The organism is Aquincola agrisoli (assembly GCF_036621135.1).
GTDB classification, from domain to species: Bacteria; Pseudomonadota; Gammaproteobacteria; order Burkholderiales; family Burkholderiaceae_C; genus Aquincola; species Aquincola agrisoli.
This window is the reverse complement of record NZ_JAZIBG010000009.1, coordinates 192,664-217,477: the sequence shown is the minus strand read 5'-3', so window position 1 is coordinate 217,477 and position 24,814 is coordinate 192,664. Positions and strand designations below refer to the sequence as shown.

The window sequence follows — 24,814 nt, the reverse complement described above, 5'->3', positions numbered from 1 at the left end:
CAACCTGGGTTTTGAAGGCTCCAGATTTCGGTAGAAGTTTGAGAGGTTGAAACTCGCAGTGAAATCAAAAGGTTGAGAGAAGTGTGTTCCCCACGCGGGTGGGGATGAACCGTACAGCGGATAGTCTCGCGCGACGCCACCGATGTGTTCTCCACGCGGGTGGGGATGAACCGCCGACGCTGTACAAGGCCGGCGCTGAGAAGTTGTGTTCCCCACGCGGGTGGGGATGAACCGTTGTCGAGGATCTGGCCGGCCTTGGCCTTGTCGTGTTCCCCACGCGAGTGGGGATGAACCATATTCCTTCAAGGGCTTCGCTTCCGGGTAGGTCGTGTTCCCCACGCGGGTGACCCTGGCACCAACCTCGAGGCCATGACAACGGACGCCCCTTCCTCATGCCGAGGGGATGTAGCACCTTCGCAATACCAGATCCTGCGCCGCCCTGCACAATCGGCAGCCCGCGGCGCCACAGCCGCAGCGCCGAGAAGAACGATGGAGACCACCGCCCCGGCCGTGCATCGGCCCGATTCCCGCTACGCCCTGTTCCGGCTGGCGCTCACGCTGCTGATCATGACGGTTGGCAGCAGCGGCATGTATGTCGTGTCGGTGGTGCTGCCGGCCGTGCAGGCCGAGTTCGGCGTGGCGCGGGCCGATGCCTCGCTGCCCTACACGCTGCTGATGCTTGGCTTCGGCCTGGGCGGCATGGTCATGGGGCGGCTGGCCGACCGGTGGGGTGTGATGTGGCCCTTGCTGATCGGCGCGGCCAGCCTGGGCATCGGCTATGTGGCCTGCGGCCTGGCCGGTGGCATCGTCGCCTTTACGGTGGCGCAGGCGCTGCTGGTGGGCATGTTCGGAAGCGCGGCGGCCTTCGCGCCGCTGGTGGCCGATACGTCCCTCTGGTTCGTCAAGCGGCGCGGCATCGCGGTGGCGGTATGCGCCAGCGGCAACTACGTGGCCGGCGCGGTCTGGCCGCCGATCGTGCAGCACTTCGTCGAGCAGGTCGGCTGGCGGCAGACCTACATCGGCATGGGCCTCTTCTGCGGCGTGACGATGGCGGCGCTGGCGCTCTTCATGCGGGCCCGCCCGCCCGCCCTGGCCGAGTCCGGCGCCACGCCCGCCATGGCCAAGGCCGGCGCGGCGCCGGTCGGCAACGCCCTGCGCCCCTTCGGCTTCAGCATCGGCACCGCCCAGGGCCTGCTGTGCGTGGCGGGCGTGGCCTGCTGCGTGGCGATGGCGATGCCGCAGGTGCACATCGTGGCCTACTGCGCCGACCTCGGCTACGGGCCGGCGCGCGGGGCGCAGATGCTGTCGCTGATGCTCGGCTTCGGCGTGGTGAGCCGGCTGGTCTCCGGCGCCATCTGCGACCGCATCGGCGGCCTGCGCACGCTGCTGCTGGGCGGCGCGCTGCAGTGCGTGGCGCTGATCCTCTTCCTGCCCTTCGACGGGCTGGTGTCGCTCTACGTGGTCTCGGCGCTGTTCGGGCTGTTCCAGGGCGGCATCGTGCCGTCCTACGCGATCATCGTGCGAGAGCACTTCCCGCCGGCCGAGGCCGGTGCGCGCGTGGGCACGGTGCTGATGTTCACGCTCTTCGGCATGGCGCTGGGCGGCTGGATGTCGGGCAAGGTGTTCGACCTTACCGGCAGCTACGACGCAGCCTTCCTGAACGGCATCGCCTGGAACCTGCTGAACCTGGCGATCGCCGTCACGCTGCTGGTGCGCACGCGGCGCCGCGGCGGGGCCGTGCCTGCGGCAGCCTGAGCGGCCGCGAAAGGGTTCAGCCCGCGGTCTCGATCGCGAGCAGCTCGGCCGCCAGCGCCTCGGCCACTTCGATGCCGTCGACGCCGGCCGACATGATGCCGCCGGCGTAACCCGCGCCCTCGCCGGCCGGATACAGGCCGGCGACGTTCAGGCTCTGGTACTTGCGGTTGCGCGTGATGCGCAGCGGCGACGAGGTGCGCGTCTCGACGCCCGTGAGCACCGCGTCGGGCATCGAGAAACCACGGATCTGGCGTTCGAAGGCCGGCAGCGCCTCGCGGATGGCGGCCAGCGCGTAGTCCGGCAGGCTGCCGCGGCCGGGCTCGGCCAGGTCGGTGAAGTGCACGCCCGGTTTGTACGACGGCAGCACGTCGCCGGCGGCGCTGGAGCGCTGGCCCTGGATGAAGTCACCCACCAGCTGCCCCGGCGCGTGGTAGCCGCCGCCGCCGAGCTCGAAGGCCCGCGACTCCCAGTGGCGCTGGAAGGCGATGCCGTCGAGCGGGTTCACCGGCCCGTCGCCGAGGCCATCCTGGCGGTAGTCCTGCGGCGTGATGCCGACGACGATGCCGGCATTGGCGTTGCGCTCGTTGCGGCTGTACTGGCTCATGCCGTTGGTCACCACCCGGCCTTCTTCCGAGGTCGCGGCGACGACGGTGCCGCCCGGGCACATGCAGAAGCTGTAGACGGAGCGGCCGTTGCGGGCGTGGTGCACCAGCTTGTAGTCGGCCGCGCCGAGGATCGGGTGGCCTGCATTGGGGCCGAAGCGGGCGCGGTCGATCACGCCCTGCGGGTGCTCGACGCGGAAGCCGATCGAAAACGGCTTGGCCTCGAGGAACACCCCGCGTTGCTGCAGCATCGCGAAGGTGTCGCGGGCGCTGTGCCCCAGGGCGAGCACCACGTGGTCGGCGGCGAGCTCCTCGCCCGAGGCCAGCGTCAGCCCGCGCAGGCGGCCGCCTTCGATCAGCAGGTCCGTCACGCGCTGCTCGAAGCGGATCTCGCCGCCCAGCGCCTCGATCTCGGCCCGCATCTTCTCGATCATGCTGACCAGGCGGAAGGTGCCGATGTGCGGCTTGCTGACGTAGAGGATCTCTTCCGGCGCGCCGGCCTTGACGAACTCGGTGAGCACCTTGCGCGTCAGGTGGCGCGGGTCGCTGATCTGGCTCCACAGCTTGCCGTCGCTGAAGGTGCCGGCGCCGCCCTCGCCGAACTGGACGTTCGAGTCCGGATCGAGCACGCCCTGGCGCCACAGGCCCCAGGTGTCCTTGGTGCGCTCGCGCACGGCCCGCCCGCGCTCGAGCACGATGGGCCGCAGACCCATCTGCGCCAGCACCAGCGCGGCGAACAGGCCGCAGGGGCCGAAGCCGACGACGACGGGCCGCGGCCGGCCGGCGGCATAAAAGTCCACCGGCGCGTGGCCGATGAAACGGTAGCGGGTGTCGGGGCTGGGCCGCACCTGCGGGTCGCCCTGGAAGCGCTGCAGCAGCGCGGCCTCGTCGACGCCCGGGGCCAGTTCGCAGTCCAGGGTGTAGCTGAGCACCACCGCGGACTTCTTGCGGGCGTCGTACCCGCGGCGGAAGACGGTGAAGTCCTTCAGCTCGGCGTCGGCCAGGCCCAGCCGTGCGCACGCCGCCGGGCGCAGCGCGTCGGCGGCGTGGTCGAGCGGGAGGCGAAGTTCGGTGATCCGCAGCATCGTGGAGTCAAGGCTGGGGCCGTGAGCACGGCATCAGCGGATCAGGCAGCGCTCAGCCGCCCTTCTTCGCCCGCTTGCCGGGGTTCTTCTTGCTGCGGGTGTGCGAGCCGCGTTCCAGGCTGACGCGCTGGCCGCCGCCGCTGCGCCGGGTTCCCGGCACGGGAGGGGTCGCCTTGCGTTCGGCTTCGGTTCTGTACTTGGTGGCCATCGGATGGTGCTCCGTCAATGAATCGACAACCCGCAATTAGGCCACAAGGGCGGGGCGCCCCGGCGGGGGCGGGCGGGGCCGCCGGCCGTACGCCATCCGGCGTATGGTCCAACCCCGGGGTCGTCCCTAACCTGCCGGTGTCCGATTTCTCGCGGTCACCACCAAGTTCAAAGGGGCAACCATGACCACTCGCCGTTCCTTCTCGATCTCGCTCACCGCCGTCGCGCTGGCCGCGCTCGGCGCCACCGCCGCCCATGCACAGGAGACCATCAAGGTCGGCATCCTGCACTCGCTGTCGGGCACCATGGCCATCTCCGAGACCGTCCTGAAGGACGTCGCGCTGATGACGATCGACGAGATCAACGCCAAGGGCGGCGTGCTCGGCAAGAAGCTGGAGCCGGTGGTGGTCGACCCCGCGTCCAACTGGCCCCTCTTCGCGGAGAAGGCGCGCCAGCTCATCACCAAGGACAAGGTCGCCGCGACCTTCGGCTGCTGGACCTCGGTGAGCCGCAAGTCGGTGCTGCCGGTGTACGAAGAGCTGAACAGCCTGCTCTTCTACCCGGTGCAGTACGAAGGCGAGGAGCTCAGCAAGAACGTCTTCTACACCGGCGCCGCGCCCAACCAGCAGGCCATCCCGGCGGTCGAGTACCTGATGAGCAAGGACGGCGGCAGCGCCAAGCGCTTCGTGCTGCTGGGCACCGACTACGTCTACCCCCGCACCACCAACAAGATCCTGCGCGCCTTCCTGAAGAGCAAGGGCGTGGCCGAGGCCGACATCATGGAGGAGTACACCCCCTTCGGCCACTCGGACTACCAGAGCATCATCGCCAAGATCAAGAAGTTCTCTTCCGAAGGCAAGAAGACCGCGGTGGTCTCCACCATCAACGGCGACTCCAACGTGCCCTTCTACAAGGAACTGGGCAACCAGGGCCTGAAGGCGACCGACGTGCCGGTGGTGGCCTTCTCGGTGGGTGAGGAGGAGCTGCGCGGCGTCGACACCAAGCCGCTGGTGGGCCACCTGGCCGCGTGGAACTACTTCATGTCGGTGAAGAACCCGACGAACGACGCCTTCATCAAGGCCTGGAGCGACTACGCCAAGGCCAAGAACATCCCCGGCCACAAGGACAAGCCGCTGACCAACGACCCGATGGAAGCCACCTACATCGGCATCCACATGTGGGCGCAGGCCGTCACCAAGGCCAAGAGCACCGACACCGACAAGGTTATCGCCGCGATGGCCGGCCAGACCTTCAAGGCGCCGGGCGGCTTCACCAGCACGATGGACAAGGAGAACCACCACCTGCACAAGCCGGTGTTCATCGGCGAGGTGAAGGCCGACGGCCAGTTCAACGTGGTCTGGAAGACGCCGGGCCCGGTCGTGGCCGATCCGTGGAGCGACTACATCCCCGAGAACAAGGGCAAGAAGAACGTGCCCGAGAAGAAGTGAGCTGAGAAGACTGGAACCGGGCCGGCCGGCCCGCTCCCGGCGGGAGCGCGGCCGGCCTCTTGTTGGGGAGTGGAACGTGAAGCAGGTGCTCTTGATCGCCCTGGGGCTGCTCGCGCTCGTCGGCAGTCCGGCGGTGCAGGCGCTGACGCCGCAGCAGGCGCGAGCGATCGCCACCGGCGACAGCGACGACCGCATCGCCGCGATGCAGGCGGCGCTGGCCGCGGGCGATGCGGGGCTGGCGCCGCTGGCGCAGGCCCTGATGGACGACGCCGTGAAGCTCACGCCCGAGCGCGTGCTGATCGTGCGCGACGGCCAGGCCACCGATGCCGCCACCGGCCAGGCCGTGGCCGCGGTGCCCGACGACGCGGAAGACCCCGTCAACAACAACCGCATCCGGCGTGCGCTGCAGGCCGCGCTGGCATCGCTGAAGCTCTTTTCCGCCGACCGCGGGGAGCGCGCGCAGGCCATCGCGCAGTTGCGCGACCAGGCCGACGAAGGCCTGATGCCGCTGCTCGACAAGGCCGAGGCCGCCGAGCCCGACGCCGCGCTGAAGAAGCAACTCGGCCTGCTGAAGGCCGGCGTGCTGGTCGCCTCGCCCGATGCCGCCAAGCGCCTGGCCGCGGCGCAGCTGCTGGAAGCCAGCGACGACCCCAACACCCGCAGCCTGCTGCTCGAGCGCCTGGCGACCGGCGGCGAGAGCGATCCCGCGGTGCGCGCCGCGCTGCAGGAGGCGCTGTCGTCGGTCGAGACGCGGCTCGCGCTCGGCGAGTGGCTGGGCGTGCTGTTCACCGGCGCGAGCCTGGGCTCCATCCTGCTGCTGGTGGCGCTGGGCCTGGCCATCACCTACGGCCTGATGGGCGTCATCAACATGGCGCACGGCGAGCTGATGATGATCGGCGCCTACGCCACCTTCGTGGTGCAGAACGTGTTCCGCACGTACTTCCCCGGTGCGTTCGACTGGTACGTGCTGGCGGCCATCCCGCTGTCCTTCCTGGCGAGCGCGCTGGTGGGTGCGGCGCTGGAGCGCAGCGTGATCCGCTGGCTCTACGGCCGGCCGCTGGAGACGCTGCTGGCCACCTGGGGCATCAGCCTGATGCTGATGCAGGCGGTGCGTTCGCTCTTCGGCGCGCAGAACGTGCCGGTCGAGAACCCGGCATGGCTGTCGGGCGGCCTGCAGGTGATGAGCAACCTCACGCTGCCCTACAACCGCCTCGCGATCCTGGCTTTCGCGTTCATCGTGCTCGGCGGCGTGGCGCTGCTGATCGCGAAGACGCGGTTGGGCCTCTTCGTGCGCGGCGTCACGCAGAACCGCCGCATGGCGTCCTGCGTGGGCGTGAACACGGCGCGTGTGGACACCTATGCCTTCGCGCTGGGGGCCGGCATCGCCGGGCTGGCCGGCTGCGCGCTGTCGCAGGTCGGCAACGTGGGCCCCGACCTGGGCCAGAGCTACATCGTCGATTCGTTCATGGTGGTGGTGCTGGGCGGCGTGGGCCAGCTCGCGGGCACCGTCGTCGCGGGGCTGGGCCTGGGCGTGCTGAACAAGCTGCTCGAAGGCTGGGCCGGTGCCGTGCTCGCCAAGATCATGGTGCTGGTGTTCATCGTCGTCTTCATCCAGAAGCGGCCGCAGGGGTTGTTCGCAATGAAAGGCCGGAGTGCGGAAGCATGACTACGATTTCCTTGAACCTGCCGCAACCCAAGCGCGGCGCGCTGCTCGGCCCCAAGGGCTGGACCGGCGTATTCGCCGCGCTGCTCGCCATCTGCGTGCTCGCGCCGGTGCTGAACCTGGTGGTGCCCGAGGGCAACGTGTTCCACCTCAGCGACTACTCGGTGGGCCTGATCGGCAAGATCATGTGCTACGCCATCTGCGCGCTGGCGATGGACCTGATCTGGGGCTACACGGGCATCCTGAGCCTGGGCCACGGGCTGTTCTTCGCGCTGGGCGGCTACGCGATGGGCATGTACCTCATGCGCCAGATCGGCCGCGACGGCAACTACAAGAGCGACCTGCCCGACTTCATGGTGTTCCTCGACTGGAAGGAGCTGCCGTGGCACTGGGCGCTGAGCGATTCGTTCATCGCGCAGATGCTGCTGGTGGTCCTGGTGCCCGGCGCGCTGGCCTTCGTGTTCGGCTTCTTCGCGTTCCGTTCGCGCATCAAGGGCGTGTACTTCTCGATCATCACGCAGGCGATGACCTTCGCGGCGATGCTGCTGTTCTTCCGCAACGAGACCGGCTTCGGCGGCAACAACGGCTTCACCGACTTCAAGCGCATCCTCGGCATGCCCATCGCCACGCCAGGCATGCGCATCACCCTCTTCGTGCTGACGGGGCTGGTGCTGGTGGGCTTCTTCCTGATGGCGCGCTGGATCGTCGGCAGCAAGTACGGCCGCGTGCTGCAGGCCATCCGCGACGCAGAGAGCCGCGTGATGTTCACCGGCTACGACCCGCTGGCCTACAAGCTCAGCATCTGGACGCTGTCTGCCGTGATGTGCGGCGTGGCCGGTGCCTTGTACGTGCCGCAGGTGGGCATCATCAACCCGGGCGAGATGTCGGCCGCGGCCGGCATCGAGATGGCCATCTGGGCCGCGGTGGGCGGGCGCGCCACGCTGATCGGCCCGATCGTCGGCGCCTTCTTCGTCAACGGCGCCAAGAGCTGGCTGACGGTGGTGGCGCCCGAGTACTGGCTCTACTTCCTCGGCGCCCTCTTCATTGCCGTGACGCTGTTCCTGCCGCAGGGCATCGTGGGGCTGTTCCGCAAGGTCAAGCAGGAGAAGAAACTGTGACCCCTGATCTGATGGAAGCGGGCGCCAAGGTGCGCGCCGAGCACGATGCGCGGCTGGATGCCTACGGCGGCGGCTCCGGCGGCGGGGCCACCTACGGCCGCGTGGCCCGCGCCGGCGTGCCCGAGTTCGCGCAGGGCGTGGCGCTGTACGTCGACGACATCACCGTCAGCTTCGACGGTTTCCGCGCGCTGAACGCCTTGTCGCTGACGATCAATGTGGGCGAGCTGCGCTGCATCATCGGCCCCAACGGCGCCGGCAAGACCACGATGATGGACGTCATCACCGGCAAGACGCGGCCCGACAAGGGCAAGGTGCACTTCGGCTCCAACATCGACCTGCTGCGCCTGCGCGAGAACGACATCGCGCAGATCGGCATCGGCCGCAAGTTCCAGAAGCCGACGGTGTACGAGGAGCTGAGCGTGTTCGAGAACCTCGAGCTCGCGCTCAAGGCCGACCGCCGCGCGCGCGCGAGCCTCTTCCACCGCCTCACCGGCGAGCAGCTCGACCGCATCGGCGAGATCCTGGCGCTGATCCACCTGAAGGAATCGGCGCAGCGCACCGCGGGCCTCCTGAGCCACGGCCAGAAGCAGTGGCTGGAGATCGGCATGCTGCTGATGCAGGACCCGAAGCTGCTGCTGCTCGACGAGCCCGTGGCCGGCATGACCGACGAGGAGACCGAGCGCACCGCCGAGCTCTTCCTGTCGCTCGAAGGCCAGCATTCGCTGGTGGTCGTCGAGCACGACATGAAGTTCGTCGACGAGCTGACGCAGGGCCGCAAGAAGGTGACGGTGCTGCACGAAGGCAGCGTGCTGGCCGAAGGGCTGCTGTCGGAAGTGCAGGCCAACGAGAAGGTCGTCGAGGTCTACCTCGGCCGCTGACCAGAACGGGGGACAACATGCTGAATGTCGAAGGCCTGAACCAGTACTACGGCGGTTCGCACATCCTGCGCAACCTGTCGTTCGAAGCGAAGATCGGCGAGGTCACGGTGATCCTCGGCCGCAACGGCGTGGGCAAGACCACGCTGCTGAAGAGCCTGATGGGCGTGGTGCCGATCAAGACCGGCAGCATCAAGCTCGACGGCCAGGAGATGGGCAAGGAGCGGCCCTACGAGCGCGTGAAGCGCGGCGTGGGCTACGTTCCGCAGGGCCGCGAGATCTTCGGCCGGCTGACGGTGGAGGACAACCTGCGCATGGGCCTGGCCTACAAGTCGGGCAGCACGCCGATCCCGCCGGAGACCTTCGAGCTGTTCCCGGTGCTCAAGCAGATGATCAACCGCCGCGGCGGCGACCTGTCGGGCGGGCAGCAGCAGCAGCTGGCCATCGGCCGCGCGCTGGCGGCGGGCCCCAAGCTGCTGATCCTGGACGAGCCGACAGAAGGCATCCAGCCGTCGATCATCAAGGACATCGGCCGCGTGATCCGCATGCTGGCCGACCGCAAGACGATGGCCATCGTGCTGGTGGAGCAGTACTACGACTTCGCCGAAGAGCTGGCCGACCAGTACCTGGTGATGGAGCGCGGCGAGATCATCGCCCGCGGCCGCGGCAGCGAGATGCAGGCCAACGGCGTGCGCGAGCTGATGTCGATCTGAGGTCCGCTACTTCGCGAGCACCTTGTCCAGCGCGGTGGCCAGGTGGCCCACCGTGCGGTCGACGTTGCGCCACTTCTCCAGCCCGAACAGGCCGATGCGGAAGCTCATGAAGTCCGGCCCCTCGTCGCATTGCAGCGGCACGCCGGAGGCGGTCTGCAGGCCGGCCTCGATGAACTTCTTCGCGCTCTGGATGCCGGGGTCGGTGGTGTAGCTCACCACCACGCCGGGGGCCTTGAAGCCTTCGGCGGCGACGCTGGGAAAGCCCCTGGACTCGAGCAGCGCGCGCACCTTGGCGCCCAGCTCGACCTGCGCGTCGCGCACCGGCCCGAAGCCCCATTCGCGCGTTTCGCGCATCACGTCGCGCAGGCGCACCAGCGCGTCCGTCGGCATCGTGGTGTGGTACGCGTGCTGGCCCTTTTCATAGCCTTCGGCGATCTGCATCCACTTCTTCAGGTCGCAGGAGAAGCTGCTGCTCGTGGTGCCGTCGATGGCCTGGCGCGCGCGTTCGCTCAGCATCACCATCGCGCAGCAGGGCGAGCCGCTCCAGCCTTTCTGCGGCGCGCTGATCAGCACGTCGACGCCGGTGGCCTGCATGTCGACCCACATCGCGCCGGAGGCCACGCAGTCGAGCACGAAGAGGGCGCCCACCTCGTGCGCGGCGTCGCTGACGGTGCGCAGGTAGTCGTCGGGCAGCAGGATGCCGCTGGCCGTTTCCACGTGCGGCGCGAACACGACCTTGGGCTTCTCGGCGCGGATGGCGGCGGCCACTTCGGCGGCCGGGCACGGGGCCCACGGCGCCTGCGGGCCGTCGCCCTGGCGGCGGGCCTTGCAGACCACCGCGCCGCCGCCAAGGTTTCCTGCATCGAAGATCTGGCTCCAGCGGTAGCTGAACCAGCCGTTGCGCACGATCAGCACCTTCTCGCGGTTGGCGAACTGGCGCGCCACCGCCTCCATGCCGAAAGTGCCGCTGCCAGGCACCAGCACCGCCGTGTGTGCGTGGTACACCTCCTTCAGCATCGCGAGGATGTCCTGCACCACGCCGGTGAAGCGCTTGGACATGTGGTTCAACGCGCGGTCGGTGTAGACCACCGAGAACTCGAGCAGGCCGTCGGGGTCGATGTCGGGAAGCAGGCCGGGCATGGGTGTCGTCTCCGTGGTGGTTGGACGGGCGCCGGGGCCGGTGCGCGGGGCATCGGCAGGGGGGCGCCGCGGGGCTACGAGTGTAGCCAGCACCCTGCGCTCGGCGGGGGCGGTGGCCGGGGCTGTGCGCGGCCTGGCTCAGCCGCCTCGCCGGTACTGCCAGACCCCCACCGCGGCGATCACGGGCAGGGCGCATTCGCCGATCTCCTCCAGCGCCGACAGCACGGTGTCGACGCTCGCCGACATCACGATGCCGAAGTCCTCGGCCAGGATCGCGAACGAGCGGTCGATGATCTTGGTGGCCACCAGCGTCACGATGAACGCCGCGACCGTCACGGCCAGCGGGCGGCGCAGGCGCAACTGTTGCCACACCGGCTTCGCGAAGCGCACGAGCAGCCAGAGGCCGGCCGCCGCGATCGCCAGCACGATGGGCAGCGCGATCAGCTTCTGGTGCAGGGGTGCGTCGCGCAGGTAGAAGCTGACCTTGAGCACGCTGGTGCCCGTCAAGGCCTTGTGCAGGTCGAGTTCGCGCGCCGCGAACGCCAGCAGCATCACGCCCACGCCGATGCGGCCCAGGCGCTCGTCGGCCGGGCCGCCCACCCACCACAGCGCGGCCACGGCCAGCACGTACAGCAGCACCGTCAGGTTCTCGATCGGCCCGCCCTCGTGGATGAGGTCGATCACGGTGTCGCGGGGCAGCGCCAGCCAGAGCAGCAGCGACAGCACCACCGCGAACAGCGCGGGCGCGAAGCCGGCGGCGGTGTAGGCCCAGGAGGCGCGGCGGGGCGCCGCGGTGGGCTGGGCGGCGGTGGAAGAGGGGCTGGTCATGTCGTGGGGGCCTGTCATCGGGCCGTCATGTTAGAGGCCGCCCGCAGGCGCTGCAGGCACGCGGGCAACAGCCTTGCCCGCGGCGCGGCGCCCATCGCGGGCGCGCTCATTGCCAGGGGGAGCCGCCGATACCATCTCCCCATGCAGCCTCCCACCGCCTCCTCCGCCACGGCCGGCCGCGCCGCCGGTGCCCCGTTCCCGCGCCTCGTCGGCGACGTCGGCGGCACGAACGCCCGCTTCGCGGTCTGCCGCGCACCCGATGCGCCGCCGTCCGACGTGCAGGCGCTGTCGGGCAGCGACTTTCCCACGCTGCAGGCGGCGCTGCGCCGCTACCTCGATGGATGGGAAGGGCCGCCGCCGAAGGTCTGCGCCATCGCGATCGCCAACCCGGTCCAGGGCGACCGGGTGCAGATGACCAACCACACCTGGTCGTTCTCGATCGAGGCGGTGCGGCGCGAGTTCGGATTCGACCGTTTTGTCGTCGTCAACGACTTCGTCGCGCTGGCGCTGGCGCTGCCGACGCTGGCGGCGCACGACCTGCGGCCGGTGGGCGGCGGGGCGGCCGTCCCGGGCGCGACGTGCGGCCTGCTCGGCGCCGGCACGGGCCTCGGGGTCGCGTCGCTCGCCTTCACGCACCGCGGCGAGGCGGTGGCCGTCGGCGGCGAAGGCGGCCACGTGACGCTGCCGGCCAGCCACGAGGGTCCGCCCGAGGAGGCCGCCGTGGTGGCGCGGCTGCATGCCCGTTTCGGCCATGCGTCGGCCGAGCGCGCGCTGTCGGGGCCGGGCATCGTCAACCTCTATGGCGCGCTGGCCGAGGTGCGCGGCGTCGCGGCGCCGCTGGACGATCCGGCCGACATCCTCGCCGCGGCGCGCGGCGGGCAGGACGCCCTGGCCAGCGCCGTGCAGGCCATGTTCTGCGGCCTGCTGGGCAGCGTGGCGGGCAACCTCGCGCTGACGGTGGGCGCGCAGGGCGGCCTGTACATCGGCGGCGGCATCGTGCCGCGGCTGGGCGATGCGCTGGCGCAATCGACGTTCCGGGCGCGCTTCGAAGCCAAGGGCCGCTTCCGCGGCTACCTGGAGCGCATCCCCAGCTGGGTGATCACCGCGGAGCAGTCGCCGGCGCTGCTCGGCGCGTCGCAGGCGCTCGACGCTGCCTGATGGGGGCGGCGGCCGGGCCGGCGCGCGTCAGGTGCGCCAGATGCGCGGCAGCGGCGCCGGCATCTGCCAGGCGGCACCGCGCCAGGCGGCCCATACCGCGGTGAGCAGGTTCAACGCGGGCTCGACCCGGCCGGCCAGCACCCGCAGCACCACCACCTCCGGCTGCGGCGCGCTGGCGCCGGCGGGGCAGGCTGCGGCGTGGCCTTCGCAGACCTGCCGTGCAGCGTCGAGCAAGGCATCCCGCCGGGCGGCGGCCAGCGGCTCGCCCGCCGCGAACCACAGGGTCGCCATCACGCGCCGGCCCGCCAGGCCCAGCGGCGAATCGAGCAGCGCGGCGTCGGCGGCGGCGATCGTCGCGCGTTCCAGCCAGCGGCCGGGCAGTTCCAGGTGCTGCCGGAAACGCCCGTGCGCGAAGGCCGCGCCGGTGGCCGGCAGGCCGAGCGCCAGCACGTCCCAGCCCATCATCTCGCCGCCGGGCGCCAGGTCGAACCGCATGCGGTTCTCGGCCTCGCAGCCGCTGTAGGCGATGGCTTCGAGCGGCAGCCATTCCAGGCGTGCGCCGGCCTCGACCCGGCAGTCGCATGATTGCAGGGCCGGCTCGCCGGCGCTGCGGTAGAAGCGCGTGGCCCCGGGCGTGGTGATCAGTGCATGCGTGCCGGGCTCCAGCCGCGCATCCAGCCGCAGCACGTCGCCCCCGACGACGCCGCCCGGCGGGTGCACCAGCACGTGGTGGCACACGGCCGGGCCTTCGGGGTAGAGGCGCTGCAGCACGCGCAGCGGGCCCTCGTGGCGGTCGAGCGCCACCGTGCGCTCGCCGTCGCGGGTGTAGTGCAGTTGCAGGTGGCCTGTCCAGCCCATGGCAGAAGAAACAGCGCGAAAGGGCCGGCACTCTACCCGGTGCGCTGCGTGGCGGCCCCGCAACGGCCTATAGTCCGCGCTCTGTTGCGGTGCAGCAATCCTGTCACGAAAGTTGCTTAGGGTGGCGTACCGTACCTGCAGGAGGCCGGCAGCAGACCGGGCCCTGGCGGGTTTGTCCGTCGTATGCCGTTCAGGGGGAATGTGATGACCGGTAAGCTGAAGATCGTCGCGCGCGGCTTGTGGACGCTGGCCGCGTTGGGGGCCGCGGGTGCCGCGCACGCCGCGCTGGAGCCGGCGCCCGCGGAGACGCGGGCCGTCGTGGTGGCGCACGGCCTGCCCGCGCTGGCCGGGGAGCCCGCGCACGCGGTGGCCGCGCCGGCCGAGGCGCGCGCCGAGGGCGTCGCCGCGTCCGACCTGGCGTTGCTGCTCGGCGGCATGGGTGCCGTCGGCTTCGTCGCCATGCGCCGCCGGGGCCCGGACGCCTGACGCGCCCGGCCGCCGCGGGCCGGCCGGCCCGCGGCAGTGCGCTCAGTACTCCCAGAAGATCCGCTGCAGCTCCGCAGTGGTTTGCGGCCGGGTCAGCGCGACCGCGGCCAGGATCTTGGCCTTCTGCGGGTTCAGGTCGTGCGCGACGACCCAGTCGTACTTGTCGTCGGGCTGCTCCGCGTTGCGCAGCACGAAGCCGCCTTCGCCGACCCGCGTCGAGCGCACGATCATCACGCCCTTGTCGCGGATGGCCTTGAGCTTGTCGACCGCGTAGTTCGGCACCGAGCCGTTGCCGGTGCCGGCGTGCACGATCGCCTTGGCGCCGCCCTGCACGGCGGCGTCGTACAGCGCCGGGTTCATGCTGCCGGAGCCGTAGACGATGGCCACTTCCGGCAGCGCCTCGATCTCGTCGATGTTGAACTCGGAGCCGGCGGTGTGGCGCTTGGCCAGCGTGCGGAACCAGTAGGTCTTGCCCTCGACCACCATGCCCAGCGGCCCCCAGGGGCTGGAGAACGCGCTGGTCTTGATGTTGACGCGCTTGCTCGCGTCGCGGCCCGACAGGATGTCGTCGTTCATCGCCACCAGCACGCCCTTGCCCTTGGCGCTGGGCGAGGCGGCGAGCACCACCGCGTCGTAGAGGTTGAGCATGCCGTCGGCCGACATCGCGCTGCCCGGCCGCATCGAGCCGACGACGACGATGGGCTTGTCGGTGCGGACCACCAGGTTCAGGAAGAACGAGGTCTCCTCCAGCGTGTCGGTGCCGTGGGTGACCACCACGCCGCTCACCGCGGGGTCCTTCAGCAGCGTCGACACCCGCTTGCCGAGCGTGACGAGCTTGTCGTTGGTGAAGCTCTCCGAGGCGATCTGGAAGGCCTGCTCCCCGCGCACGTTGGCGACGCTGGACAGCTCCGGCAGCCCGGCGATGAGCTGGTCGACCGGCACCTTGGCCGCCTGGTAGGTGGCGCTGTTGAGGGCCGACGCGCCGGCCCCGGCGATGGTGCCGCCGGTGGCGACGATGACCACCGTGGGCTTGGCGGCGCCAGGGGGCGGGGTCTGGGCCAGCGCCGGGCCGGCCGCAAGGCCGCCGGCGGCCGACAGCAGCAGGACGCACGCGGCGCGGCGGGTGAGATGGACAAGCTTCATGCACGCTCTCCTCGTTGTGAAAGGCGAAGCAGTAGATGCGAAAAACGGGCCGGCCACCGATACGGCTTGTGCATCCGGTCCATCGTGTTGTGCATGCTCAGCCCGTTCCGCGGGGCATCGTCGTGACGAGGGCGTCGTCCAGCGACGTCACGTTGCCGCAGGCATCGGGCTCGTAGCCCGGCAGCTGCTCCACCGCGGCGCGGAAGGCGTCGCTGCGCACCACCGCCAGCAGCGCCTGCAGCAGCGGCGCCTGCAGCGCGGCCGGCTTGCAGGCGAGGAAGTAGCGCTCGGCCTGCACGGGGATGAACTCCAGCCCGAAGCGCCGCGCAGCGGTCTCCACGCCGAAGGCCACGTCGGCCATGCCGCTGGCGACGTAGGCGGCCACCGCCGCGTGGGTGTGTTCGCCCTGCTCGTAGCCCGCCACGGCGGCGCCGTCGAGCCCGCGCTGCGCGAGCAGCAGCTCCAGCAGCAGCCGCGTGCCCGAGCCGCGCTCCCGGTTGATGAAGCGCAGGCCGGGCCGGGCGAGGTCGTCCACCGCATAGACCTTCTTCGGGTTGCCGGCGGCCACCATCAGCCCCTGCCGGCGCACCACGAGGTGGATGGCGCGCATGTCGCCGCGCAGCCAGCGGGCATGGTGCGCGAGCACCTTGGCGCCCAGCGGCCCCAGCGGCAGGTGCAGCCCGGCGACGTCGCAGCTGCCGCCGTGCACGGCCGCGGCGGCCTGCTCGGTGTTGCAGTACTTCAGCTCCAGCGGCAGCTGCGCCGCCTCCAGCTGGTGCGCCAGCGCCTCCACCGCGAAGCCGTGGCTCGCGAAGAGCCGCAGCGTGGTGCCGTTGGATGCCAGCAGCGTGTGCAGCTCGGCCTCCAGCTCCGAGGCCAGGCTTTCGAGCACCGGGGACAGCCGGGCACCGACGCGGCGGTCGGCCCACACGAGCGCACGCGCCAGCGGCGTCAGCACCGAGCCCTTGCCCCGCTGCATCGCCAGCAGCGGAGCGCCCAGCACGGCCTCGGCTTCGCGCAGGAGCTTCCAGGCATGGCGGTACGAGCCGCCCTCCTGCGTGCAGGCGGCCGAGAGGCTGCCGTGGTCCTCGACCAGCGACAGCAGTGCCAGCACCTTGACGGGCAGCGCCTGGCCGGTGGCGTTGCGGATGTGCCATTGCGGCTGGATCGAGACATGCAGCATGGGCGGCGGGGGGCAAAGGGCTATATATGCTCACATAAGCATAATGGGAGTGCAGGCACCGCCCCATTGAGAAAACTAGTGGCAAACCCTAGAGTCCGGGCTTCGATTTTCATGTGCTGCACAGTGCATATATGAGCGAACAACGGATCGAGTTCTACAAGGGCCCCGCTGGCGGCTGGGGCGCCTTGCGCAGCGTGGCGCACCAGCTGCGCCAGCACCGCATCGCGCTGAAAGGGCCGCGCACGCTGCTGTCCGCCAACCAACCCGGCGGCTTCGACTGCCCCGGCTGCGCGTGGCCCGACAGCAACTCGCGCACGGTGGATTTCTGCGAGAACGGCGTGAAGGCGGTGGCGGCCGAGATCACCGCAGACCGCGCCACGCCCGAGCTCGTCGGCAGCCACACGGTGGCCGAGCTCGCCACCTGGAGCGACCACCGGCTCGAAGCGCTCGGGCGCCTGACGCATCCGATGGCCTACGACGCCGCCGCCGACCGCTACCGCCCGATCGCCTGGGACGAGGCCTTCGCGCGCATCGCCCGGCACCTGCAGGCGCTCGACCACCCGGACCAGGCGGTGTTCTACACCTCGGGCCGCACGAGCAACGAGGCGGCCTTCCTTTACCAGCTCTTTGCGCGGGCGTTCGGCACCAACAACTTCCCCGACTGCTCGAACATGTGCCACGAGCCCAGCGGCCTGGGCATGAAGGCGAGCCTGGGCGTGGGCAAGGGGACGGTGGCGCTGCACGATTTCGGGCTGGCGGACGCCATCTTCATCTTCGGGCAGAACCCCGGCACCAACCATCCGCGCATGCTCGGCGAGCTGCGCGAGGCCGCGCGCCGCGGCGCCCGCATCGTCAGCTTCAACCCGCTGCGCGAGCGCGGGCTCGAGCGCTTCGCCGATCCGCAGAGCCCGTTGGAGATGGCCACGGGGGGCGCCACGCCGATCAGCAGCGCCTACCACCAGGTGCGCATCGGCGGCGACCTCGCCGTGCTGAAGGGGCTGTGCAAGCGCCTGTTCGAGCTGGACGACGCCGCGCAGGCGTGCGGCGCGCCGCGGGTGCTCGACGTCGCGTTCCTCGCGCAGCACACGGAGGGGCTGGCGGCCTTCGAGGCCGATCTCCGCGCCGAGCCCTGGGAAGCGATCGTCGAGGCCTGCGGCCTCACGCTGGCGCAGCTGCACGCCGCCGCCGCGGTGTATGCCGGCGCCGAGCGCGCGATCGTCTGCTGGGGCATGGGCATCACCCAGCATCCCCAGGCGGTGGCCGCGGTGCGCATGATCTGCAGCCTGCTGCTGTTGCGCGGGCAGGTCGGCAAGCCCGGCGCCGGCGCCTGCCCGGTGCGCGGGCACAGCAACGTGCAGGGCGACCGCACCATGGGCATCGACGAGCGGCCGACCGCGGCGTTCCTCGACCGGCTGCGCGACGTGTTCGGCTTCGAGCCGCCGCGCCGGGCGGGCCACGACACGCTCGCGGCGATCGAGGCGATGGCCCGCGGCGAGGCCAAGGTGTTCATCGGCATGGGCGGCAACTTCGCCGCCGCGGCGCCCGACACCCACGTGACCGCCGCCGCGCTGCGGCGCTGCGCATTGACGGTGCAGGTGTCGACCAAGCTGAACCGCAGCCACCTCGTGCACGGGCGGGAGGCGCTGATCCTGCCCTGCCTGGGCCGCACCGAGGTCGACCTGCAGGCCACGGGGCCGCAGGGCGTGACGGTGGAGGATTCGATGAGCATGGTCCACCTGTCGACGGGCGTGAACACGCCGGCGTCGCCGCACCTGCTGTCGGAGCCGATGATCGTCGCGCGCATGGCGGCCGCCGCGCTGCCGTCCAGCCGCGTGCCCTGGATCGACCTGGCGGGCGACTACGACCGCATCCGCGACCTCATCGCACGGGTGTTCGACGACTTCGCCGGCTTCAACGCGCGGGTGCGCGTGCCGGGCGGCTTCCGGCTGCCCAACGCTGCGGCCGAACGCCGGTGGGAGACGGCCAGCGGCAAGGCGCAGTTCAGCGTGCAGGCCTTGCCGCCGGCCGCACCTCCCGCGGCAGGGCGCAAGGTGTTCACCCTCGCCACCGTCCGCTCGCACGACCAGTACAACACCACCGTCTACGGCCTGGACGACCGCTACCGCGGCGTGTTCGGCCAGCGGCGCGTGGTCTTCATCCACCCGGACGACCGGCGCGAGCTCGGCCTGCCGCAGGCCGGCTGGGTGGACATCACCAGCGTGTTCGGCGACGATGACAGCCGACGCATCGAACGCTTCCTGCTGGTGGACTACGACCTCCCTCGCGGCTGCCTGGCCGGCTACTACCCCGAAACCAACCCGCTGGTGGCCCTGGCCCACCACGCGCAGGGCGCGCGCACGCCCGCCTCCAAGGCCGTGCCGGTCGTGCTGACGCCGCACGCCGCCACGCCGCGGGCAGCACGCCGGCCCCAGCCCGCCGAGGCGGCACCGGCCGATGCCTGAACCGGTCGCCGCTCCCACCGACGACGACGGCCGGCCGCTGCCGCCGGCCGTGCAGGCGGTCGAGGTGCAGCGCTGCCGTGCGCAGGGCGGGCCGCCGGCCGACGACACCGATGCCATCGCCGCCGAGGTGCCGGTCGCGCTCAGCTTCAATGGCCTGTCGCACGCGGTGATGATGGCCACGCCGGCCGACCTGCCGGCGATGGCGCTGGGCTTCGCGCTCTCCGAAGGGCTGATCGCGTCGGCCGCCCAGTGCTACGAGATCGAGGTGACGGCGGGCACGCTGGGCTGCCAGGTCGAGCTGCGCATCGCGCAGCAGGCCTTCGCGGGGTTGAAGGAACACCGGCGCGCGATGGAGGGCCGCACCGGCTGCGGCCTGTGCGGCGTGGAGAGCCTGGCCGCGCTCGACCTGGCGCCTGCGCCGCTGCCGCCGTCGCCGCCCGTCGAGGTGGCCGCCGTGTTGCGCGCGATGGCGCAGCTGGCGGCGCACCAGCCCATCAATGCGCAGACCGGCGGCTGCCACGCCGCGGGCTGGGCCCTGCCCGACGGCACGCTGCAGTTCGCGATGGAGGACGTGGGCCGCCACAACGCGCTCGACAAGCTCATCGGCCGCCTCGCGCAGGCGCGGCAGCTCGGCACGCCGGGCTTCGTCGTGATGTCGAGCCGCGCCAGCTACGAGCTGGTGCGCAAGTGCGCGCGCGTGGGCATCGCCACGCTCGCCACCGTGTCGGCGCCCAGCTCGCTCGCGGTGCGCATCGCGAGCGAGGCGGGCATCACGCTCTACGGCTTCTGCCGCGGCGAGCGGGCCGTGCGCTACGCCGGCGCGCCGGCGCTCAGCGGCGGTCGCGGTCCAGCGTGAACTTCTGCAGCCGCTTGGAGGTGTCGACCTCGCCGGTGTAGAGGTTGCCGCGCGAGTCGGTCGCCGCCTGGTGCAGCCAGTGGAACTGCCCGGCATTGCGGCCGTTGTGGAACTGCTTGTCCAGCACCGCGCCGCTGCTGCGGTCCAGCGTCCACACCACGTTGTTCTCGCCGTCCATCACCAGCAGGTAGCGCTGGTTGCGGTCGTTCGAGAAGGTGATGTCCCACACCGAGCCGTTGCCGCGCGTCTCCGGCCGCACGAAGAACTCCTTCAGGAACCGGCCGGCCTTGGTGAAGACCTGCACCCGGTTGTTCACGCGGTCGCAGACGTAGACGAAGCCGTCGTCCGACAGGCGCACGCAGTGCACCGGGTTGCGGAACTGCGTGGCCACCGGCGCCGTCGGGTCGTACGGACCGGGCGGCGTGTCGACCGGCGCGTTGCCGTAGGCGCCCCACAGGCGCTTGAAGGCGCCGGTGCGGGAATCGAAGACGATCACGCGCTTGTTGCCGTAGCCGTCGGCGAGGTAGACCTCGTTGGCGCGGTCGTCCACCGTCAGCGAGGCCACCTGCCCGAGGATGTCGGTGCGCAGGCTGTCTAGCGGGTCGGTGGAGGGCTGGCCGATCTGCATCAGGAAGCGGCCGCTGGACGTGAACTTGAGGATCTGCCGGTCCGCCGCGCCGTTGCCGCCGATCCAGACGTTGTTCTGGTTGTCGACCCAGATGCCGTGTTCGGTGGCCGGCCAGTTGTAGCCCGGACCGTCGCCGCCCCAGGAATTGATGACGTTGCCCTCGCGGTCGAACACCAGCACCGGCGGCGCCGGGAAGCAGCATTCGGACCGGGGAGGCGTCTGGGCGGCGCCCAGTTCGTCGACGGTGTTGCTGCGGGGCCGGTGCAGCACCCAGACGTTGTCGTAGCGGTCGACGGCGACGCCGGCCACCTGCCCGAGGATCCAGTTGTTGGGCAGCTGCTTCGGCCAGGCGGGGTCGACGGTGTAGTCGGGCAGGCCGCGCATCCTTTGCCACGAGCGGTCGGTCTGCCCGTCGTGCGCCCAGGCGGGCGGCGCGAACGCGCCCGCGACGACGGCGATACCGGCGAGCGCAAGCGTGCACAGAAGGGACGATGCCCTCCGGGTGGTCTTCTTTCTCACGTTGTCTCCTTCACCAATCGCGTGGGCTTGTGTGCCGCGGAGTCCGGCCACGCGTCGGGCTTTCTTCGGCCCTTTTGCAAGAAGGGTGCGGCGTTGTCCGTGAGCCTGCAGTTCTTGCTGCTGTGTGAAGAAGATATGAGCTGGCGCCCGAACTTCCGTTTTCTTCTGTAACGCCGGGAAGCGAACGGTTTCAGCTGGCGACAGCAGGGGGGGCCGCCGGCGGTTCGCGCAGCACCATCGCCGGCGCCTTCCACATCGGAACCCCCGCCGCGGGCAGCGCCTGCAGCACGGTGAACAGCAGCGTGCTCTTCACGCCGTAGGACTGCCGCGGGGAGCCGACGAAGCCGGTGGCATTGAAGACGACGTTGCCGGTGGCGTCGATGCCGTCGAGCTGCACGTTGGGCGCGGGCGTGTCCAGCACGTCGGGATGCTGCTGGAAGGCCTCGAGCAGGATCGTGCGCACCTTTTCGGTGTCCGTGTCCAGCGGCATCGGCAGCTTGATCTGCACGAGGCCGAGCGGGCTCTGGTGCGTCACGTTGCGCACGACCTTGGTGATGAACTCCGAATTCGGCACGATCACCGTCGAGCGGTCGCCCATCTGGATCTCGGTCGCACGCACGTTGATCCGGCGGATGTCGCCCTCCACCCCGCCCAGCGCCACCCAGTCGCCCACCTTCACCGGCCGCTCGGCCAGCAGGATCAGGCCGGAGACGAAGTTCGACACCACCGCCTGCAGCCCGAAACCAATGCCCACCGACAGCGCGCTGGCGATCCAGGCCACCTTGTCGAGCGCCAGGCCGATGGCCGAGAGCCCCAGCCCGATCGCCACCACCGTGCCCAGGAAGCCGACCAGCGTGCTGACCGAGCTGCGCATGCCGGCGTCGAGCGAGGTCGTCGGCAGGAAGCTGTCGGCCAGCCAGCGCCTGAGCGCGCGCATCGCCACCGTGGCGACGAGGAACACCACCACCGCCTGCAGCACCGCGGTGGGCCGCAGCTGCAGTTCGCCGACGCTGATGCCGGCGCTCAGCTGCTCGGTGCGGCGCAGCAGGTCCGACGGGCCCTCGCCGTAGGGCGCCAGGATCAGCACCAGCGCCACGAGCGCGACGGTCAGCCGCAGCGCGCCCGACAGCAGCACCGCGGCCTGCCTCCGCAGGCGCGCGGCGGGCGGCGGCAGTGCGCCGTCGCCCGCGGCGTCGCCCTGCCCGCCGAGCCAGGCATTGAAGGCGTCGCCGATCAGCGCGTTGACGATGAACGCCGTCATCGCCAGCACCGCGATCCAGGTGACCTGGCGGACCATGAAGGCGCCCAGCGCCACGTAGCCCACCAGCACCCCGAGCAGGCTCACGACCAGCACCGTCCAGGCGGTGACCAGCGCGGCCGTCATCCAGAACGGGCGGGGAGGCACCTTGGCGTCGGCCTCGGCGTCCGCGCCCGCCGCGCGGCGCTGCCGTTCGGCCAGGCGCACCGTGTGGGCCATCACCAGGCCCAGCGCCAGCGCGAACAGGCCGTTGATGGCGACCTCGGTCGCCAGCGTGGTCTGCACCACGGCGCCCAGCCGCTGCAGCAGCCAGCCCAGGAAGATCACCAGCCCGACCAGCGTCGGCTGCCAGCGCAGGCCAGTGGCCACCGCGTCCGGCAGCGGCAGCAACCGCCACGAGGGCCGCTTCGCTTCCAGCAGCGCCGAGCCGAGGCCGGCGACGTAGGCCGAGAAGCACACCGCGCCCACCCCGTTGGCCAGCAGCACGCGCGTGGGATCGTCCCGCTCCAGCGTCCAGCTCAGGCCGCGCATCGCCGCATAGGCGGCGATGCCGGGCACCATCATCGCGAGCAGGGCCTGCGCGACGGCATAGAGCGAGCGCCGCACGCGGCCGGAGGGCGCGCGTTCCGCCGCGATCTCCACCAGGTGCCGGCTCAGCCAGCGGCGCAGCGCGAACATGGCCGCGACGAGCGCGCCCAGCGCGGCCCAGGCCGCCGCGGGCGTGCGGGCCGCGCTGGCCTGCAGCTCGGCACCGAAGCGCGCCAGGCGCTGCAGGTCGCGCGGCAGGCTCACGCGCAGGTCGACCCAGAAGGACGGCGAGAGGATCGAGTCGGTGCGCTCGAACAGCTGCGCGCGGAAGCGTTCGCGCCGCTGGGCGCTGGCCTGGTCGGCGAGCTGCCCGCTTTCCACCACCAGCAGGCGCGCGAGCTTGATGCGGGCGTCCAGCGTCTCGACGGTCTTCTGCAGGCCCTTGCGCTGCTCGGCCACGTCGGCCGCCTCGGTGCCGTCGGCCGGCGGGCTGCCCAGTTCCGACAGCCTGGCCTGCGCGCTGGCCAGCTCCGGCGCCTGTTCGGCGGCCACCTGGTCCGCCTGCTCCAGCGTGCGCAGCAGCTGCGCACGCGCCTCGGCCAGCTCGGCGTCGGTGATCTTGTCGTCACCCAGGCGCGATTCGATGCGCTCGACCTGGCGGCGCGCCTCGTCGAGCACGGCATCCGGCCCCTCGGCGGCGCGGGCGGGATGCAGCGCCGCCAGCCCCAGCCAGGCCAGCAGCACCAGGGCCCTGAACACCGCCGGCCAGCCGGCCGGCCACGGCAGGGCCCGGCGGGGGGTCATGCGGCCAGGATGGAGACGGACTTGGTGTTGAGGTACGCCTCCACCGCCTCCGGCCCGCCTTCGGAGCCGTAGCCCGAATCCTTCACGCCGCCGAAGGGCATCTCGGCCGACGGCGCGGCCGGCTGGTTGACCCACAGCATGCCCAGCTCGAGCTCCTGCGCCAGCCGGTGCGCGTTCTTGATCGAGCGCGTGAACGCGTAGCCTGCCAGGCCGTAGGGCAGGCGGTTGGCCTCGGTGATCGCCTCGCCGAGGTCGTCGAACACACGGATCGCGGCGACGGGGCCGAAGGGCTCGTTGTTGAACACGTCGGCTTCCAGCGGTACGTCGGTCAGCACGGTGGGCGCGAAGAAGTTGCCGGTGCTGCCCACCCGCTCGCCGCCGGTGGCGATGCGGGCGCCCTTGCTGCGCGCATCCTCCATCACCTTGGCCATCGCGCTGACGCGCCGCGCGTTGGCCAGCGGGCCGAGCGTGGTGCCTTCGGCCAGGCCGTCGCCGACCTTCAGCCCCTCGGCGTACTTGACCAGCGCCTGCGCGAACTCGTCCTTCAGGCTGCGGTGGACCAGGAAGCGGGTCGGGGAGATGCAGACCTGGCCGGCGTTGCGGAACTTGGCCGCGCCGGTGGCCTTGACGGCCAGCGCGACGTCGGCGTCGTCGGCGACGATCACCGGGGCGTGGCCGCCCAGCTCCATCGTCACGCGCTTCATGTGGCGGCCGGCGAGCGCTGCCAGCTCCTTGCCCACCGGCGTCGAGCCGGTGAAGGTCACCTTGCGGATCGTGGGATGCGCGATCAGGTAGCTGGAGATCTCGGCCGGGTTGCCGAAGACCAGGCCCACCGTGCCCGCGGGCACGCCGGCATCGACGAACGCGCCCAGCAGCGCCGCCGGGGAGGCGGGGGTCTCCTCGGGCGCCTTGACCAGGAAGGAGCACCCGGTGGTGAGCGCCGCGCCCAGCTTGCGCACGACCTGGTTGATCGGGAAGTTCCACGGCGTGAAGGCGGCGACGGGGCCCACGGGCTCCTTCAGCACCAGCTGCTGCGCGGCCAGGTTGCGCGAGGGCACGATGCGGCCGTAGACGCGGCGGCCCTCGTCGGCGAACCAGTCGATGATGTCGGCGCCGGCCAGCACCTCGCCGCGCGCTTCAGCCAGCGGCTTGCCCTGCTCCTGCGTGAGCAGGCGGGCGATGGTGTCGGCGCGCTCGCGCAGCAGGCCCGCGGCGCGGCGCATGACGGCGGCGCGCTCGTGGGCCGAGACCTTCTTCCAGGCATCGAAGCCGCGCTGCGCGGCCGCCAGCGCCCGGTCGAGGTCCACCGTGCCGGCATGCGCCACCTTGCCGATGGGGGCGCCGGTGGCGGGGTTGATCACATCGAGCGTCTTGCCGCTGGCGGCATCGACCCATTGGTTGTCGATGAGCAGGCGCGTGTCGGGATAGGAGGCGGTCATCAGGAGTCTTTCGTCATCGGAGCCGGGGAACGGCGCACTTTACTGAACAAGCCATGGC

The 24,814-nt window shown here is 71.0% G+C and carries 20 protein-coding genes; 10 read left to right on the top strand and 10 right to left on the bottom strand.

The window, feature by feature from the left end; all coding sequences use genetic code 11:
* Nucleotides 1-489 precede the first annotated feature (489 nt).
* On the top strand, nt 490-1,755 hold the full coding sequence (locus V4F39_RS02875; protein ID WP_332287730.1) for an MFS transporter: 1,266 nt from the start codon (nt 490-492) through the stop codon (nt 1,753-1,755).
* A gap of 16 nt (nt 1,756-1,771) precedes the next feature.
* Here V4F39_RS02875 and V4F39_RS02870 read toward each other — a convergent pair whose 3' ends face one another.
* Nucleotides 1,772-3,442 carry an NAD(P)/FAD-dependent oxidoreductase gene (locus V4F39_RS02870; protein ID WP_332287729.1) on the bottom strand — a complete coding sequence of 557 codons (1,671 nt, stop codon included), beginning with the start codon at nt 3,440-3,442 and terminating at the stop codon, nt 1,772-1,774.
* 52 nt (nt 3,443-3,494) lie between these two features.
* The gene (locus V4F39_RS02865) at nt 3,495-3,650 is read right to left on the bottom strand and encodes a hypothetical protein (RefSeq protein ID WP_332287728.1); all 156 of its coding nucleotides are present in this window, start codon (nt 3,648-3,650) and stop codon (nt 3,495-3,497) included.
* A gap of 181 nt (nt 3,651-3,831) precedes the next feature.
* Between V4F39_RS02865 and urtA the strand changes: the two genes are divergently transcribed.
* The 5 genes from urtA (at nt 3,832) to urtE (ending at nt 9,466) form a co-directional block, all read left to right on the top strand.
* A complete protein-coding gene (gene urtA, locus V4F39_RS02860) occupies nt 3,832-5,097 on the top strand; it encodes an urea ABC transporter substrate-binding protein (RefSeq protein WP_332287727.1) in 1,266 nt (421 codons plus the stop codon).
* 76 nt (nt 5,098-5,173) lie between these two features.
* A complete protein-coding gene (gene urtB, locus V4F39_RS02855) occupies nt 5,174-6,763 on the top strand; it encodes an urea ABC transporter permease subunit UrtB (protein WP_378235025.1) in 1,590 nt (529 codons plus the stop codon).
* Entirely contained in the window at nt 6,760-7,878 is a 1,119-nt protein-coding gene (gene urtC / locus V4F39_RS02850) for an urea ABC transporter permease subunit UrtC (protein WP_332287726.1), read from the top strand. Before urtB ends, urtC begins: the two co-directional genes overlap by 4 nt.
* Nucleotides 7,875-8,756 (top strand): urea ABC transporter ATP-binding protein UrtD, encoded by an 882-nt coding sequence (gene urtD, locus V4F39_RS02845; RefSeq protein WP_332287725.1) that lies wholly within the window; start codon nt 7,875-7,877, stop codon nt 8,754-8,756. The genes urtC and urtD overlap by 4 nt, the downstream gene beginning before the upstream one ends.
* Nucleotides 8,757-8,773: 17 nt before the next feature.
* Nucleotides 8,774-9,466 carry an urea ABC transporter ATP-binding subunit UrtE gene (gene urtE / locus V4F39_RS02840; protein ID WP_332287724.1) on the top strand — a complete coding sequence of 231 codons (693 nt, stop codon included), beginning with the start codon at nt 8,774-8,776 and terminating at the stop codon, nt 9,464-9,466.
* A gap of 6 nt (nt 9,467-9,472) precedes the next feature.
* On the opposite strand, the gene V4F39_RS02835 is transcribed toward urtE, so the two are convergent.
* On the bottom strand, nt 9,473-10,606 hold the full coding sequence (locus tag V4F39_RS02835) for an aminotransferase class V-fold PLP-dependent enzyme (RefSeq protein ID WP_332287723.1): 1,134 nt from the start codon (nt 10,604-10,606) through the stop codon (nt 9,473-9,475).
* A 138-nt stretch (nt 10,607-10,744) separates the two neighbouring features.
* Complete coding sequence (locus V4F39_RS02830; protein ID WP_332287722.1) at nt 10,745-11,434, bottom strand: hypothetical protein; 690 nt, start codon at nt 11,432-11,434, stop codon at nt 10,745-10,747.
* Between the two features lie 141 nt (nt 11,435-11,575).
* Between V4F39_RS02830 and glk the strand changes: the two genes are divergently transcribed.
* Entirely contained in the window at nt 11,576-12,592 is a 1,017-nt protein-coding gene (gene glk / locus V4F39_RS02825) for a glucokinase (RefSeq protein WP_332287721.1), read from the top strand.
* A 27-nt stretch (nt 12,593-12,619) separates the two neighbouring features.
* Here glk and V4F39_RS02820 read toward each other — a convergent pair whose 3' ends face one another.
* Complete coding sequence (locus tag V4F39_RS02820) at nt 12,620-13,450, bottom strand: urease accessory protein UreD (RefSeq protein ID WP_332287720.1); 831 nt, start codon at nt 13,448-13,450, stop codon at nt 12,620-12,622.
* 204 nt (nt 13,451-13,654) lie between these two features.
* Between V4F39_RS02820 and V4F39_RS02815 the strand changes: the two genes are divergently transcribed.
* Nucleotides 13,655-13,936 carry a hypothetical protein gene (locus V4F39_RS02815; RefSeq protein WP_332287719.1) on the top strand — a complete coding sequence of 94 codons (282 nt, stop codon included), beginning with the start codon at nt 13,655-13,657 and terminating at the stop codon, nt 13,934-13,936.
* A 42-nt stretch (nt 13,937-13,978) separates the two neighbouring features.
* Here V4F39_RS02815 and V4F39_RS02810 read toward each other — a convergent pair whose 3' ends face one another.
* Together V4F39_RS02810 and V4F39_RS02805 are read right to left on the bottom strand one after the other, a co-directional pair.
* Nucleotides 13,979-15,079 (bottom strand): asparaginase, encoded by a 1,101-nt coding sequence (locus V4F39_RS02810; RefSeq protein ID WP_332287718.1) that lies wholly within the window; start codon nt 15,077-15,079, stop codon nt 13,979-13,981.
* A gap of 97 nt (nt 15,080-15,176) precedes the next feature.
* Nucleotides 15,177-16,262: a substrate-binding domain-containing protein gene (locus V4F39_RS02805; RefSeq protein WP_332287717.1), complete on the bottom strand. Its 1,086-nt coding sequence runs from the start codon at nt 16,260-16,262 to the stop codon at nt 15,177-15,179.
* A 131-nt stretch (nt 16,263-16,393) separates the two neighbouring features.
* Here V4F39_RS02805 and V4F39_RS02800 point away from each other — a divergent pair, with 131 nt between their 5' ends.
* Together V4F39_RS02800 and fdhD are read left to right on the top strand one after the other, a co-directional pair.
* Entirely contained in the window at nt 16,394-18,724 is a 2,331-nt protein-coding gene (locus V4F39_RS02800; protein WP_332287716.1) for an FdhF/YdeP family oxidoreductase, read from the top strand.
* Nucleotides 18,717-19,580 (top strand): formate dehydrogenase accessory sulfurtransferase FdhD, encoded by an 864-nt coding sequence (gene fdhD, locus V4F39_RS02795; protein ID WP_332287715.1) that lies wholly within the window; start codon nt 18,717-18,719, stop codon nt 19,578-19,580. Before V4F39_RS02800 ends, fdhD begins: the two co-directional genes overlap by 8 nt.
* Here fdhD and V4F39_RS02790 read toward each other — a convergent pair.
* From V4F39_RS02790 to V4F39_RS02780, 3 genes are all read right to left on the bottom strand, one after another.
* Nucleotides 19,555-20,727 (bottom strand): NHL repeat-containing protein, encoded by a 1,173-nt coding sequence (locus V4F39_RS02790; protein ID WP_332287714.1) that lies wholly within the window; start codon nt 20,725-20,727, stop codon nt 19,555-19,557. The genes fdhD and V4F39_RS02790 overlap by 26 nt on opposite strands.
* 190 nt (nt 20,728-20,917) lie before the next feature.
* Complete coding sequence (locus V4F39_RS02785) at nt 20,918-23,317, bottom strand: DUF3772 domain-containing protein (RefSeq protein ID WP_332287713.1); 2,400 nt, start codon at nt 23,315-23,317, stop codon at nt 20,918-20,920.
* Nucleotides 23,314-24,756, bottom strand: a complete 1,443-nt coding sequence (locus V4F39_RS02780) for an NAD-dependent succinate-semialdehyde dehydrogenase (protein ID WP_378235024.1) — start codon at nt 24,754-24,756, stop codon at nt 23,314-23,316. Before V4F39_RS02780 ends, V4F39_RS02785 begins: the two co-directional genes overlap by 4 nt.
* Nucleotides 24,757-24,814 lie beyond the last annotated feature (58 nt).